Genomic DNA, 15639 nt, shown 5'->3' on the forward strand with positions numbered 1-15639 from the left:
GGCCGCCCGGCCTCCGCCCGTGGGCGCGCGGTTCACGCGCCGGGAAAGGCGGCAAATGCCGGTCCATTCCATCCGGCGCCCGCCTCCGCGCCGAACCCCGGCGTTGCGCGCACAGGGGATCGCCCTCGGAAGACGAGAATCACCGGGGCGTCGAGGGCATCGGGGGAGATCGCCTCTGCCCACGGCGCCCGGGCCATTCGACGACTCGGGCCGTCGGGCTGTTCCGGGCGCAACCAGCGGCGCGAGCATGTCCACAGCCGAGGGGAAGGTCGTCGTCGGGTGGTGGCCTCAATGGCCCCGGAGTGATTCACATGAAGGCGGGGAGATCATCGATCTTCTCTTCCCGCCTTCCATGTTCGAAGTAGGTACCACCCGTGCTTGGCGCGGCCTGCGTGGGTCTTGCTGGCCAGGTCCCGCGGGGGTCGACCTCCACACGACCAGATGCCGGGCCAGGCGTGAAGGGGGTCGAACCCCCTCGGGACCAGGTGTCCGGCCAGACGTGAAGGGGGTCGAACCCCCTCGGGACCAGGTGTCCGGCCAGACGTGAAGGGGGTCGAACCCCCCCTCGATCAGGTGCAAGGCCACCTCTCGGGAGGGTCGACCGCCACTCCCACCCCTGCAGGACCGGTTCCGGCGGGGGCCGAACCCCGTCCGTGGGGCCGCGCTTTCACGGCTGCCATCCTTCTGGTACGTGAGCCTCCGCATCCCTGGCGGCCGGCTCCGCGGCGCCCGCGCGAGCCCGAGCCAGGGCCGAGGAGGCCCATCTCCGTGCACAGGAACATCCGTCGTGCCGTCGCGTCGGCGTTCGCCGCCGCGCTCCTCTCAGCCTCGGCAGGCGCCGCGGCCGCGCCGCCGTCCGGCGCCCGCGATCGGCTCGTGGCGCAGGCGCACACCGCGGTCGACGAGGGGCGGCTGGCCGACGCGCGCGAGCTGTGGATGGCCGTGTGGAAGCTCGAGCGCTCCCAGGTGGCGGCCTGCAATATCGGCGCGCTGTCGTTCCGGATCGGCGACATGCCGGCCGCCGTACGCTGGCTGTCGCTCTGCAAGGAGATCATGCGCGCGCCGCGGACCCCCGACGAGCGCGCGCTCTACGAGTCGCGGCTGGTCGACCTCGCCCGCGCGCGCCAGCTCGCCGGCGAGCTCCGCATCCTCGCGCCCGCGGGCGCGACGGTCACCATCGACGGCGCGCCGGCCGAGATCGAGGGCGACAACCCCGTCCCCGTCGAGCCCGGGCGCCGCGTCGTGCGCGCGACGCTGGACGGCAAGACGGCCTCGGCCGAGGTCGACGTCCCGCGCGGCGAGACGCGGGACGTGAGGCTCACCTTCCCCCCGCCGCCGGCCGAACCGCCGCCGCCCGAAGGCCCGCGCGCGGCGCGACCGAGCCCCCCGCCGCCGCCGCCGCGACCGATGCCGGACGGCACCCTCGTCACGGGCGGCCTCGGCCTGTCCGCCACCCTCGCGGCGGCCGGCGGCGTGCTGCTCGTCGGCGCCGAGAAGCGCGAGGAGGCGGTCCTCGCCGCCGCCCGCGCCGCCGGGCCGAACGGCTGCTTCCGCGTGCGCTGGCCGATGTGCCAGCAAGCCGCCGCGGCCCACGGCGAGATGCGCACCCTCCGGCAGCTCGGGGTGGCCGGGCTCATCACCGGTGGAGCGGTCCTGGCGGTCACGCTCGGATACACGTTCTACCCGCGCGCTCAGGCCGACGTGAGGATGTCGGCGGATGGCTTTACGGTCAGCGGCGTCTTCTGACCACGGATTCGACATCGATCCTGGCCTGACCCGCGCGTGACCGGACGGCGGCGTCCGCGCGCCGCGCACTGGCGAAAACTTGCGTGACGTCCGCGGGGCGAGCGCGGCATAGTGAGCCCGTTCGAGGATCAGGCCAACGACTCTCCCGGCGGATTGGGGCCGCCGGGGCTGCCGGCTGCCCAGCCTTGTGCCGGAGGACTGGACACACGATGAGCTCTGTCAAGCTTTGTATCGGGGGCTTTTTATTTCTCACGGGTCTGGCGCTTTCTTTCGCCTGTGGTGACGAGCCGTACGTGGGGGGCGACTGCGCGACCACGGACGATTGCCTGTCCGAGGGGCAGAGCGCGCCGGGGACGGTGTGCATCAACGAGCGCTGCGAGTGCGCCGAGCCGGGCAAGGTGGTCTGCTGCGCGCGCGGCGAGGAGGAGCCGGGCTGCTTCCTGATGTGCCGGCCCTGCGATGAGTGCGCGGAGGGAACGGCGGAGTGCTCGGGCGTGGTGGATCCCTCGGCGCAGTGCGAGAGCGACGCGGAGTGCCCCGGTCCGCCGGATCCGCGGTGCGGCGCGGGGCGCTGCGTCGAGGGGAAATGCGAGCTCGCCATCAAGCCGGGTCGGCTCGCATCGCAGCTCCGCGGCGACTGCAAGCAGGACGAGTGCACGGAGGAGGGGCGCGTGGTCAGCGTGCCGGCGTACGACGTGTACAACGACGGCAACCAGTGCACGAACGATCTCTGCGATTATGATCGGCCGCTCAACGCGTTGCTCGACGGGGTGATCTGTCCAATTTCGGGCTCGGGTCGGTGCCATGAGGGGCGGTGCGTCGAGTGCCTCCACGATGACCCCACGCTGCACTGCGCTGCAGGGTTGGCGTGTGACGGTGTGTTCTGCGTCCCGCCCCACTGCGTCAACATGGTGTTCGATGCTGGGCGCGGAGAGACCGCTCAGGACTGTGGTGGGGATTGCGCGCCGTGCAGGGACGGGGATCCATGCAACGCCGCGACGGACTGTCAATCAGGGGTCTGCACGATGGCGCATTGCAAGGCGCCGACGTGCAACGACGGCGTGAAGAACGGCGACGAGACCGGCGTGGACTGCAGCGGCGCGTGCCCTCGCCGCTGCCCGGACGGCGGCGGCTGCACGTCGGGAGATGACTGCGCGAGCGGCGTCTGCTGGGCCGGCGCGTGCGAGGCGCCCAGCTGCAAGGACGGCGTGGAGAACGGCGACGAGCTCGGCGTGGACTGCGGCGGCAAGGGGTGCGACGCGGCGTGCCCGGGGTGAGCCGGGGGTGTCGGTTACGGGTCTGCCCGAGCAGGACAGAGCCGCATCGCTTTCGCCGAAGGTGGAGCGGGCAGCCTGAGGTCACACCTCGGCGCGGCCGGTGGTCGGCGAGCTCAGCGAGCGCGCCAGCGTCGACGTCCTGGAGCGCGAGCCCGGGGCCATCCGTGTGGGCGCTGCTCCACATTCGTGAGGCTGGAGTAGACTCCGCGCATGGCCCACTCTGATCGACCCCATGAGCAAGACCTAGAGGATCAGCTCGACTGGGCGGCCAACGCCGAGGCCTGCGCGGTCAGCTACATCCGCATCCTGGCTGATGCGCTCGAGCGCGGCGATGCCGAGCTCGGGGTGGATCCCTCGGCGTGGGAGAACACGATGGCCGCCGTCCAGTGGGCGATGATGGAGCACGTGCACGGGCGCGCGACATGGCCACCGACCATCACCCTGGAGGACGTCGAGCGGATGCGACGGCTCCACGTGCTGGGCTCCGTTGCGCTCTCGGGCGGTGAGCGGCCGCCCGAGCTGCACCCACTCGCTCTTCAGTGCATAGAGTCGCTGCTCGATCCGGGACTCCCCACGGACGAAGCCGACCGAGCCGACCAGGAACACCTGGAGGATCAGCTCGACTGGGCGTCTAGTGCCGAGGTCTATGCAGTCGGCTACATCCGCATCCTGGCTGACGCGCTCGAGCGCGGCGATGCCGAGCTCGGGGTGGATCCCTCGGCGTGGGAGAACACGATGGCCGCCGTCCAGTGGGCGATGATGGAGCACGTACACGGCCGCATGCAGGGACCTACGGCCATCACCTTGGAGGACGTCCAGCGGATGCACCGGCTTCATGTGCTGGGCGCCGCAGCGCTCTCGGGCGGCGAGCGGTCGCCCGAGCTGTACCCGCTCGCTCTTCGGTGCATGGAGTCCCTAGTCGGCCCGGACTGGAAATGCATCTCGTACGAGTTCGAGTCCAACGTGCGTGCCCTCAATCATGACGTCCACCCTGATACAGACAGAGATGAAGATTTCCGATGAACCTACAGACGTGTCCATTTTTATAATAATACCAGCAGCAGTTGACTCTGACGGCTGATCTGCACTGTCCTAGCAGTCCAAGGCCTACATTGCGCATGTATGGATGGCGGCGTCCTGCCGCGCAAGGAACTCCTTGTTCAGCGCACCGCTCCATGCACTCTTCGCCGCGCTCGCTTTTCTTGCAGCGGATGACCTTGAGCGCGCCGCTTGATTCTGCTGTTTCGGAGTCGCTCTTCGGCTCCTCATCGTCAGGTGTTGCATGATCAGGTTCTGGTTCGCTGGTCTGTGCGGTGTCCTCCGTCTCCGACCTTGGTTCTGTCGCTGGTGTGGCGCATGAAGCAACACACAGCGCGACCCCAGACAGAGAGAGCATGGCGAGAAACGTTTGGATGGTTCGCATGGGTATCTGGACGCAAACCGCGTACCTCGGCCTTTGTGCGTGAAGGTGGCAGATGATGCTGGCCTCTACCGTACGACCGGGGGCAGGAGGACGAGGAGAAGCTGCAGGAGCTCGGTCGGGGACCTTCAGCTGTAGCCTCCCTGGGAGGCGAGCCATCCAGCTGCCCAAAAGGGGGCGCAGGAGCAGGAACGTCCACCCCGCCCCCGGTGCCCGTCGCGGTCACGTTGACGAGGGTGGGCGAGGCGCGCCGAGTTCCTTGCTCATCGCTTCGAGCGCGAAGTCGTCGAGGATGAGCAGGTCGACCGTCGTGAGCGCGACCATCTCGGCGTCGCGTGAGTTGTCGTCCGGCGCCACGGCCGACGCCGCGCTGTCCCCCTGCGCCACGGCCGACGCCGGTAGCCTCTCCAGCGGCGACTCCACCGCTGACGAGCTTCATCCGCCCCTCGACCACGGCTTCACTGCATGGCGCGCCTCAATCGGCTCCGGCGAGCAGCCGCTCGATCTCGCGCATCGTCTCGACGTCGTCGCCGACCATCGCCTTCATCGACTGGATCCTGCGGCACACGATCGCGGCGATCTTCTCTTCGACGGTACCGTCGGCATAGGCCCAGTAGACCTGCGCAAAACGTCCATCGCGGTGACAGCGGCCCTCGATCTGCGCCATCTGGATCGCCGACCACCGCAGATCGTGGATCACCTCCGAGCGCGGGACCTCGTTGTGCTCTCCCTGGTGGAGCGAGATCCCTTCTTCCACGGTGAAGAGCGCGACGCGCGGCTCGCCGCGCTGGAAGCGGAGGCGCTCGGCCTCCTTCTCGCCGGCCGGCATCGCGCCGTGGATCAGCGCGCACGGGACGCGCTCGCGGGCCAGCGCGGCCTGCACGGCCTCGAGCGTCTCCAGGAAGGCGACGGAGACCGCGACCTGATGCCCGTTGTCGAGCAGCTCACGCACGAGCTCCACGGTGCCCGCCACGCGGATGAGCGAGCTCTTCTGCCGCAGGCGCAGCGTCGCGGCGAGGGCCGACCTCGGGTTCGCGCCCTTCGGCACGAGCTCCATCTCCCGGCGGAACGCGGTCCACGCGTGCGCGTAGAGCTCGCGCGCGGAGGCGTCGAGCTCGATGGGGGTGAGGATGCGGTTGATCTCGGGCCAGCCGGCCACGTCCTCCGGGCGACGCCGCATCCCCACCGCGGGACGGCCGTCGAACAGGAGCGCACGCACCTTCTCGCAGTCCGCCGGATCGCCGCGCCAGTCCCACCTGCCGAACGCGCCGCGCGTGACCCCGAGCCCCTGGCCTTCGCACCACTGCTCGAAGTCCTTGAGATCCGCGGAGCGGCTCCCGGTCGCGCTCGCCAAGAGCGGCGCGAGATACGATAGCTCCAGCGGGTTCTGCCCCGCGGTGGCCGAGAGCCACAGCACGAACCCTGCGCGTGCGTTGAGCTTCACCGCGAGCTTGGAGCGCGCCGCCGCCGGGTTCTTGCAGCGGTGGCTCTCGTCCCAGATCACCACGTCGAACTCCGCGGCGCTGCCGGCGCGCGCGAGGCCCTTCTTCGATCGGATCCTTCGCCGCGCCTCCGGGGTCACCTCGAAGAGCTTGCCGAGCCGATCATAATTGATGATGACGATCTCTTTGCCTGCGTCGCCCATCGCCTCGACCGTGCGGCGCCAGTGCGCGACGACGGCGAGCGGGCAAACGATCAGCACCGCCGCGACGTCCGGCATCCGGAGGACCGCGGCCCAGGCGGTGATCGTCTTGCCGAGGCCGACGTCGTCGGCGAGGAGGAACCCGGCGCGCCTCTCGGCCTTCGCGGCGGCGATGGCCCGCACGCCGTCCAGCTGGTGCGGGCGGAGGACGATCGCCCCCGCGGGGGCGGCCGGCGCGGGCGCTGGGTCGTCGTTGAGCTCGCGCTCGATGCGTCGCTCCCACGAGTAGGGCGCGGCGCGGAACGGCGCGAGGGCCGGCGGGAGCGTCTCTGCGCGAGCGACGAACACGCCGTGCGCCGCGTCCCAGCGCGCGCCGCTCGCGGACGCGACCGCGCGCATCGCGAACGGGACGTCGAGCACATGGGCTCGCTCCGGCGCCGTGCGCGGAGCAGCGACCGCTGGAGCGGCCGCGCTGGGGGCTCTACGAGGGGCCGAGACCGTTCGCTTGGCGCGCATCGTCGTCATGACGGCCCTGATACCAGCGCGGCCGCGCGATTGCGCAGGAATCGGCCTTCATGGCGAGGGGTCGAGCCTCCCCCAGCCAGCGCGCTGGGCCGGCCGGGCGCCACGGGTGGCCCCCGCGAACGCGCCTGGAGGAACCCGCTCGGAACCAGCGCGGGTACGGTGGGCGGCCGCCGCTGCGAGCCAGCGCCGAGGGGGAGCTTGCTATCCCTCGGCCTCGCCCGGACGCGCGTCATTCTCGCTCGCGGGCTGAATGTGGCGTCTGCCGCGAGCATCGGAGGTGGCATGGCCAGAACCTCCGAATCCATCGGTTCGAGATCCAGGCTTCACCGGCGCGCCTCCGCCGCCGTGCTTCTCGCGGCCCTCGGCCCCACGAACGAATGCGATCCGAGGGGGCCCGGCAGCAGCGGCGGCGGCGCCGCGGGCGGCGGCGGGTACAGCTCCGCAACTACAGGAGAAGGCGGCGGCTCGGCTGCCACGGGCAGCGGCGGCTCCGCGACCACAGGAGAAGGCGGCGGCTCGGCTGCCACGGGCAGCGGCGGCTCCGCAACCACAGGAGAAGGCGGCGGCTCCGCTGCCACGGGCAGCGGCGGCTCCGCAGCCACAGGAGAAGGCGGCGGCTCGGCTGCCACGGGCAGCGGCGGCTCCGCAGGCCACGGCGGCGGCGACGAGAGCACCTCGACCGGGAGCGGCGGCTCCGCTACCACCGCACCATGCGTGCCGGGATCCATCGTCGCGTGCTACTCCGGCCCCGAGGGGACCATCGGCGTCGGGCGCTGTACGGCCGGGACGCAGACCTGTCGTCCTGACGGCTTCGGCTACGGGCCCTGCACGGGTGAGATCACCCCTGCTGCGGAGGTCTGCGCCACGCCGCAGGACGAGAGCTGCGACGGCGACCCCCATTGCCCGCGACCGGCCGCCTGGGCGCGCGGGTTCGGCATCGAGGCCACGTATATCAGATCGTCCATCGCCGTCGACGCCATGGGGAATTACTACATCCTCGGCTCCTTCGAAGGAACGGTCGACTTGGGCACCGGCCCTCTGACCAGCGCCGGCGACAGTGACGTCTTCCTTCTCAAACTCGACCCCTCGGGCGCGCCGCTCTGGAGCAAGCGCTTCGGCACCCCCTTGCGCGAGGCCGGAGAGGCCCTGGCCATCGACGGAAATGGCAATGTCCTGATCGTCGGCAGCTACGAGGGCGACCGTTATAACCATTTTAACAGTTCCAGGGACCTCGGCTTCGGCGGGTGCGCCTTCTCGGTCAACGGTGGGTTCGATAATGCCGCGATGTACATGGCCAAGTTCGATCCCGACGGCAATCACATCTGGAGCGGTGGATTCAGCAGCGACGTGCACTATGGGCCCACGGTGACGCAGATGGCCCTCGATGCTCTCAACAACGCGTACATCGCCTTCGCGGTAGAGGAAAGGACCGAGATGGTGAAGATGGACGCAATGGGCAATGTCGTCTGGACGCGTCGCGGTCCGGACGCCAATTCCTACAGAAAGCTCGCGCTCGACAGCGCCGGCAACGTGGTGACAACGGGCACGGGATGGGACCACATCAACTACACTTCCTTCCTTATCGTCTCAAAGTTCTCTCCGGATGGCGATTTGCTATGGTCCCGGCCAATGTACGACTACCTCTCCGCTGGCAACGTGGCGGTCAACTCGGCGGGCGAGATCTTCGTGTTAGTTGACAACGTTCTCATCAAGCTGGATCAGGAGGGCGAGGAAGTGTTCAGCCATCCCGTCCACCGCAGCGGCAGCATCGCGGTCGACCCTGCGGACAACATCTTCGTCGGCGGGGGCGGGCTCACGATGCTCGACCCGAGCGGCGCCGAGCTCTGGACGCTCGATTTCGCGGCCAGCGTATGGGACATAGCCTTATCCCCCAACGGCGCGGTCGCCGTCACCGGCATTGTGAGCGGCCCGGTGGACTTCGGAACCGGCCCGATCGCGCATACAGAAGGCCGGGATATCTATGCTGCCACGTTCAATCCGCCGGCGAGCGGCGACAGCGGCGAGGGAGGAGGCGGCGGCAGCGGCGGCAGCGGCGGCAGCGGCGGCAGCGGCGGAGACCCGTCCGAGACGTGCGTGCCGGGCTCGGTCATCGCGTGCTACTCCGGCCCTGCCGGGACCAGGGGCGTCGGACCCTGCGCTGCGGGGACGCAGACCTGCCGACCCGACGGCCTTGGCTTCGGCGCCTGCGTGGGCGAAGTGACGCCCGCCGAGGATATCTGCTCCACGCCGGAGGACGAGAACTGCGACGGCGACCCACATTGCCCGATGCTGTCGTGGGCGCGCGGGTTCGGCAGCGCCGGCGCCGACGAGGGCCTGAACATCGCGAGCGATGCCGCAGGCAACTACTATGTCGCCGGCACCTTCACAGGAACCGTCGACTTCGGCGCGGGCCCTCTGACCGGCCCCTCCCCGCTCTCAAGCCACTTCCTGCTCAAGCTCGATCCATCGGGCGCGCTGCTCTGGAGCGAGCGCCTGCCCAGCGACCGCCCGCTCGTCATGGCCGTCGACGGCAACGGCGACCTCCTGCTCGCCGGCGCATACTCGCCGCGCGGCGCTAGGGTGTTGAACCAGTGCCTCCCCCCCTTCGCGGCCCTTGATGCCGCAGCCTTCGTGGCCAAGTTCGACCGCGATGGTAACTTCATGTGGAGTCAAGCCCCCATCGTCCCGCCGAGGCCGCCGGACAGGCCGCTCGAGATCTACAGCTTTCCCGAGCGGATCGCCGTCGATGCGCTCGGCAACACCTACCTGGTCTACGTCAACATTTGGACGGACGGTGCCTACCTGCTAAAGCTGAGCCCTGGCGGCGATGTCCTCTGGAACCACAGGATCACGCCCCCTCCCGACGATTACGGCCACCCGTTCTACTACGCCGATCTCGCGATCGACAGCGCCGGCAACGCGCTGACCGTGACCGCGCCGGAGTCCGCCGCAGGGGATCTCACGGTCAGCAAGTTCGACCCGACCGGCGCCGTGCTCTGGAGCCGCCCGTTCGCGCCGGATCCGTCGATTCCCCCTGGCGGCGCGGGGAAGGCGGCCTGGTCGGTGGCCGTCAATGCGGCTGACGAGGTCTTCGTGGCCGGCGTCACGGACGGGACCGTCGATCTCGGCGGCGGCGTGCTGCCCGCCGGCCCCGTGCTCCTCAAGCTGGACGCCGCGGGGGCCTACGTGTTCAGCGACTCGATCCCCTTCGGCGACACGCTCGCGCTGGACGCCGCTGGCAACATCGTCGTCGCCGGAAACGGGCTCGCCAAGCTCGATCCGAGCGGCGCCGAGCTCTGGACCCTCGGCTTCGACGCCAGCGCGCGTGGCATCACGATCTCTCCGGCCGGCACCATCGCCCTCACGGGCGCTGCGAGCGCGGCGGTCGACTTCGGGACCGGCCTCATCCCCCACGCCGGCGGCTCCGATATCTTCGTCGCGACGTTCAACCCCTGACGCCGAGGGGCGAGCCGCCCCCCATCACCCGCCCCGCGTCAGCCCCGCCTCCTGCCGCCGGTTTCGGCAAAAGCGCGCGCTCGGTTCACGTCAGTTCACGTCGACGTAGAAGTCGACGCTTTGCAAGTTCGTGATCGGCCCCTCCCAGATCTCGAACCCGACGGCGACCGCGTTCACCTGGTTGCCGGGCACGCTGAGCCCGCGCGTCTGCGCGTCGCGCACGAAGTCCATCACGTCGAACTCGATCTCGTAGCTGTCGTTGCCCTCGGCGCGCACCCAGTTCGTGATCGGCAGCCCGTTCACCATGCCGTTCCATATGTTCCACGTGCCGGGGACGTTCGCGACCGTCACGCCTTGGTGCGCGGGGTTCGGCTGCCCGGCGGGCTGATAGCGCGGCGGATCGCGCAGCCACACCATGAGGTAGCCCTGGAGCTGCGTGCCGTTGCCCATCCAGATGTCGTACGCGGCGTTGTACTGGCCCTCGTTGCCGTTCTTGGCCCAGCGCCAGCCGGTGCGCAGGCTCGTGATCGAGGCGCTTGGCGCCGGCAACCCGCAATCGGGCACCTCCCTCACCGAGTAGCGGCCGCAAAACACGGTCGGGTACGAGGCGGGCTGTCCCATCGAGCCGGCAGAGCCGCTCATGCTCTCCACCGTGAACGACGTGCCTTCCCACGAGACGGTGTGGTTGCCGAACCCGGGGCCCCAGCCGTTGGTGATGAGCACGTACGGCGTGCCGTCGCGCGAGACCAGCCCCGTCTCGTACCGCTCGCTCGACCTGCCCGAGCCCTCCATGGTGCCGTTGCCGAGCTCCGAGCCCGGGTTCGCGGTGCCGCCCGTGCCGGTGCCGTCGCCCGCGCCGCCGCCACCGGTGCCTGCCGCTCCGCCGCCGCCCGTCCCGGCCGTGGTGCCGACGCTGCTGCCCGCGCCGCCGGTGCCGCCGCTGGCGTCGCCGGTGCCGACGCTCGTGCCGCCGGCGCCGCCCGTGGTCGAGCCGCCGCCGCTGCCCGCGCCGCCGCTCGTCGAGCCGCTCGCGGTCGGCAGCCCGCCGGAGCCCGTCGCTCCGCCGTCGCCTCCGGGGTCGGAAGATCCAGAGCAACCCGCGACGAGGGTCGCCGTCAGCGTGAGCCGTGCGAAAGACTTGGCCAGGGTAAGCGCTTGCATGCCGCGGAACATACACCTGAATACCGGCGCACGGCGGCGCGCGGCGACGCCGTTCGCCAAAAAGCAGCGCGCGATTTGAACAATTTCAGCAACAGCGACGGCGTCACCGCTCGGCTCCAAAAGTGCGGCGTGCGTCGATCCAGGAGCTCGTGAACCCGGCGTCGCTCCGTCGCCGTTGACGCTCCGCGTCCTCGCGTGGGCGCCGCGCCGCTCCTGCGAAGGCCGGTCGGCCGTCGCGGACTCTGTAGCACGACCCGTCCAACGATCCACCAGAGCCGCCGGTGGCGCAGGGAGCTCTCGTGAGGAGGCCATGAGTCAACTTCATCGTTCTTTACGATATTTCACACGATAGCTTCCAGCGTCGCGCGCGCAGGCCATGACGGCGAATGCCGGGAATAGGGCATAGCGCGCCCATTGACGAGACGAATATTCGCGTCTAACAACACGGGTGACCGGTTCGGCGGGCTTATCGTTCCTGCGCCCTCATCATGAGGGCATCTTCGTCTCCAGGTGCGCGCTCGCTCGACGCCTCCCCCGCGGAGCCGAGGGCCGGCCGCGTCGTCGCCCTGCCGAACCAGGGGGCGACGATGGAGCGCTTTGTCATCAACTTGGGTGAGATCTATGCACAACCTCCAGAGCAGATGGGACATGTGGGTAGCCGCTGCAGCGCTGGCGCTCGTGCCGGCTTGCGGCGACGGCTCGACGGAGCCGATCGGCACATCGCAGGCCGCCCTGCAGGGCGCGAACGGGATCAGCGCCGATCTCGTGATCGACTCGCAGTGGGGTCAGGGGTACTGCGCGAGCATCACCGTGAGCAACCAGCACGCGACCGCCACGACGGGCACGTGGAGCGTCGGCCTCGACGTCGGCGCGGGCGCCATCTTCTCGAGCTGGAACGGCACGTTCAGCGGAAGCTCGGGTCAGATCACCGTCACCCCTCAGGGCAGCAACGCGGCGATCCCCGCGTCGGGCAACGTCCAGCTCGGCTTCTGCGCCAACATCCCGAGCCCGGGGATCCAGCCGGTCCTCCTGTCGGTGAGCAGCGACCTGCCCCCGATGGGCAACGGCGTGGCGATCGCAGAGTACAAGTTCCCGGCCGCGGTCGACACCATGGTCAGCCCCGACTACGAGACCGAGCTCTGGGCGTCCTTCTACCGCCCGGCGAGCCTCGAGGCCGGCCGGCAGTATCCGCTGCTCGTGTTCATGCACGGTAACCACCCCACCTGCGGCACGGGCCAAAACCCGCGGGTGGACAACAACAACCAGTATGCCACGACCGGGACGTGCCCGGCGAACTACGTCGTCGTCCCCAACCACCGCGGCTACGACTACATCGCCACGGATCTCGCCGCGCGCGGCTACTTCGTCGTGTCCATCAACACGAACCGCGGCATCCACGCCGCCTCGGGCTCGCCCAGCGACGAGCTGGTCATCGGGCCGCGCGGGCGCCTGCTGCTCCGCCACCTGGAGCGGCTGAGCCGCTGGGACAGCGGCGCCGAGACGACCCCCACGGAGCTCGGCGTGGATCTGCACGATCGCATCGACTTCGATCAGGTCGGCTTGATGGGCCACTCGCGCGGCGGCGAGGCCGTGCGGTTCGCCTACAACGAATACCGCCGGAGCGGCAGCCCGTGGCCCGCCCTGATCGAGAGCCCGGTGAGCATCCGCGGGATCTTCGAGATCGGCCCGACCGATCAGGGCCAGAACGGCCAGCGCCTGAACGCCGACCAGACGGCCTGGAACGTGATCCTGCCGGCCTGCGACTGGGACCTGAGCGATCTGCCCGGGCTGCGCCCGTTCGATCGCATGATGAGCATCCCCGAGCCGGAGCCCCTCTTCAAGTCCTTCTATCATGTCTGGGGCGCCAACCACAATTACTACAACAGCGAGTGGCAGCTCGCGGACGGGAACACCGGCGGGATCACGGGCTGCATCGACCACGAGGAGCTCTTCGACCCGCTCGAGTACGGGTCGCCGGCGCAGCGCGAGACGGGTCGCCTCGCGGCCGTCTCCTTCTTCACCGCGAACGTGGGCGAGGACCGCGACGAGGCCGCGAACGCCCTGTTCGACCCGGCCTTCCCGTTCCCGAACGTCCCGTACCGCGTTCGCCGCGGCTATCACACCGGCGGCGACTCCACCGACAGCCTGTTGCTCGAGGATTTCATCAGCCCGACCGGCACGAGCTCCTACGGCCTGCCGAACACCACCGGCGGCACCATTTCGGTGGAGCACATCGCCCTGAGCGGACACGACCCTTCGCACTCGGTCGCCTGGATCCACGACGTGGCCGAGGGCAGCTCGACGTTCTTCCAGTCGAACTGGTCCCCTGTCGGCACGGGTTTCGATCTCACGGGGTACGACTATCTCGATCTCCGCGCCGACCGCGGCTGGGGCTCCGACCCGACCGAGGCGTCGTTCCTTGTGGAGCTCGTAAACGCCGACGATAGCCGATCGAGCGCCGTCGCCATCGACGACTATCTGGAGCTCGGCTCGCCGCCGCGCGGCGGCAGCACGCTGCCGACCGCGCGCATCCCGCTGTCCTTGTTCACCGGCGCCACGCTCGGGTCGGTGCGCGGGGCCCGGCTGACCTTCACCACCCCGCTCGACGGAAACAGCCTGTTCGTGGCGAACCTCCGCGCGACGCGCGCCACCACCGAAGCGCCGGCGGCTGCGGCGCGGCTCGCCCCCGCCGCGTCGAGCGCGGCGCCGCCCATGTCCATCGCGCGCTCCGCCGGCGCGACCGCCCCCGAGCCGCGGCGGATCACGGCCGGCAACGCCATCAAGAGCATGAAGATCAGCGGCCCCGACGCCGTCGAGCTCACGCTCACCAGCGCCGAGTTCTTCGACCTCCGCGCCACGGGCCTGGTGCTCACCGTCGGCGCCGAGCGGAGCATCCGAGCGCGCCATCCGAACGGCGATCTCCACACCGTCCAGTTCGTGCTCCCGCGCGCCGCCTTCGACCGCATCGCCGCGCAGGAGCCGGTGACGGTCGACTACGGTCCTGGCTCCTCCGTGGTCTGGGACTTCGGTCGCCTCGACAAGAAGGCGCTCGCTCCGTGAGCCGACGGCGATAGGCACGCCGGGGCCCGCATCGCTTTAAGGTCTCCTTAAGGAGCGCCCCCGCCGGCCGCTTCCATAGTTCCTCCGTTCGGCGGAGACGCCCGCCGCACGGAGGAACCCATGCCCCGCTCCATCGTCGCTCCTCTCTTCTCTACCGTCGCGCTCCCCGCCGCCCTGGCCGCCTGCGGCTCCGTCGAGATCGTCCCGTACGACACGCCTGGCGCCACCGGCGGCGGTCCTGCCGTCGTGGGGACCGGCGGCTCCGGTGCCGACGGCGAGGACGCTTTCCCGACCGGCTCGGGCGGCGCTCCTCCCGACCCGGTGCCTGCGCCCTCCTGCACCGCCGCGGAATGCGCCGTGAGCGTCGCGGCGGGCGCGCCGAAGTGCGCCGTCGCCGCCTCCGGAAAGGTCTTCTGCTGGTGGGGCGGCGTCATGCTGGAAGAGCGCCTGACCGGCGGTCCGGTCGAGCGGCCGGGCCTCGACGATATCGTCGCTGCGTCTGGCCTGGCCGAGCAGATGTGCTTCCTGCACGCAACCAGGCGCGTCTCCTGCCAGGGCTTCAGCCACGAAGGGCAGCTCGGGCAGGCCGTTCCCGTCGGCGTGTCCAGCGCGGAGCCGCTCATGCTGCGGGACGTCAAGGACGTCGTTCAGCTGTCCTCGGGTCATCACCACGTCTGCGGCGTCCGCAGCTTGGGCAAGGTCATCTGCTGGGGCGGCCCGTCGCCCGCGCCGGTGCTCGGCGTCGAGGGCGTCGGGCAGACGCAGGCCCCCATCGCGGTCACCGGCCTCGACGACGCGGTGCAGGTCGCGGCGAGCGTCGATCACACCTGCGCGCTGCGGGCCACCGGAGAGGTGGCGTGCTGGGGATGGCTCACCACCGGTGGGGAGGCGGTGACGGCCGTGAAGGTCGAGGGCGTCGAGGGCGCCGTCGAGATCACGGCCGGCTGGACGCACGACTGCGCCCGCCTCGCGTCGGGCAAGGTGGTCTGCTGGGGCGGCGACACCCAGGGAGACGACGGCGCCCGCGAGCCGATCCACGTGCTCGGGGTCGACGATGCCATTCAGGTGAGCGCCGGGTACAACCGGACCTGCGCGGTGCGGCAGGGCGGCAGGCTCGTCTGCTGGGATGCCTCCTCGACGGCGACACCGCAGGAGATCGACACGGGGGAGGTCGTTCACGTCTCCGTCGGCTACGACGAGACCTGCGCCGCCCTCGCGAGCGGCGAGATCGCCTGCTGGTCCTGGCGCGACGGCGGCGATGTCCGCGTGTTCGGGCTGTAGCGCCAGCGTCGCTCTGGAACAGGTGTGCGTGGGTATCGAGCCACCGCTCGAGGTCGCCGTAGACGGGCGCT

9 protein-coding genes are annotated in these 15639 nt (G+C 70.2%); 6 read left to right on the top strand and 3 right to left on the bottom strand.

The annotated features are described in order from the left end of the window. Positions 1-768 precede the first annotated feature (768 nt). The 3 genes from NQZ70_RS06600 to NQZ70_RS06610 all read left to right on the top strand — a co-directional run bounded on the left by NQZ70_RS06600 (position 769) and on the right by NQZ70_RS06610 (position 4046). Positions 769-1746, top strand: coding sequence for a hypothetical protein (locus NQZ70_RS06600; protein WP_129573447.1), 978 nt, complete (start codon positions 769-771; stop codon positions 1744-1746). Between the two features lie 293 nt (positions 1747-2039). Then, complete coding sequence (locus tag NQZ70_RS06605) at positions 2040-3023, top strand: hypothetical protein (protein WP_129573448.1); 984 nt, start codon at positions 2040-2042, stop codon at positions 3021-3023. Positions 3024-3233: 210 nt separating this feature from the next. After that, entirely contained in the window at positions 3234-4046 is an 813-nt protein-coding gene (locus tag NQZ70_RS06610; RefSeq protein WP_129573449.1) for a hypothetical protein, read from the top strand. A 619-nt stretch (positions 4047-4665) separates the two neighbouring features. Here the strand turns inward: NQZ70_RS06610 and NQZ70_RS06615 are convergent. Both NQZ70_RS06615 and NQZ70_RS06620 read right to left on the bottom strand, forming a co-directional pair. Further along, a complete protein-coding gene (locus NQZ70_RS06615) occupies positions 4666-4866 on the bottom strand; it encodes a hypothetical protein (RefSeq protein WP_129573450.1) in 201 nt (66 codons plus the stop codon). Positions 4867-4918: 52 nt separating this feature from the next. After that, positions 4919-6505 (bottom strand): DEAD/DEAH box helicase, encoded by a 1587-nt coding sequence (locus NQZ70_RS06620; protein ID WP_129573451.1) that lies wholly within the window; start codon positions 6503-6505, stop codon positions 4919-4921. Positions 6506-6892: 387 nt separating this feature from the next. Between NQZ70_RS06620 and NQZ70_RS06625 the strand changes: the two genes are divergently transcribed. Beyond that, entirely contained in the window at positions 6893-10066 is a 3174-nt protein-coding gene (locus tag NQZ70_RS06625; protein WP_237245101.1) for a hypothetical protein, read from the top strand. Between the two features lie 90 nt (positions 10067-10156). Here NQZ70_RS06625 and NQZ70_RS06630 read toward each other — a convergent pair whose 3' ends face one another. Then, positions 10157-11227 (bottom strand): GH12 family glycosyl hydrolase domain-containing protein, encoded by a 1071-nt coding sequence (locus tag NQZ70_RS06630; protein WP_237245102.1) that lies wholly within the window; start codon positions 11225-11227, stop codon positions 10157-10159. 648 nt (positions 11228-11875) lie between these two features. Between NQZ70_RS06630 and NQZ70_RS06635 the strand changes: the two genes are divergently transcribed. Then, positions 11876-14287 (top strand): cellulose binding domain-containing protein, encoded by a 2412-nt coding sequence (locus NQZ70_RS06635; RefSeq protein ID WP_165373820.1) that lies wholly within the window; start codon positions 11876-11878, stop codon positions 14285-14287. Between the two features lie 120 nt (positions 14288-14407). Next, on the top strand, positions 14408-15568 hold the full coding sequence (locus NQZ70_RS06640) for a hypothetical protein (RefSeq protein ID WP_129573456.1): 1161 nt from the start codon (positions 14408-14410) through the stop codon (positions 15566-15568). Positions 15569-15639 lie beyond the last annotated feature (71 nt).

Source organism: Sorangium sp. So ce836, from assembly GCF_028553905.1.
Classification (GTDB): Bacteria; Myxococcota_A; Polyangia; order Polyangiales; family Polyangiaceae; genus Sorangium; species Sorangium cellulosum_D.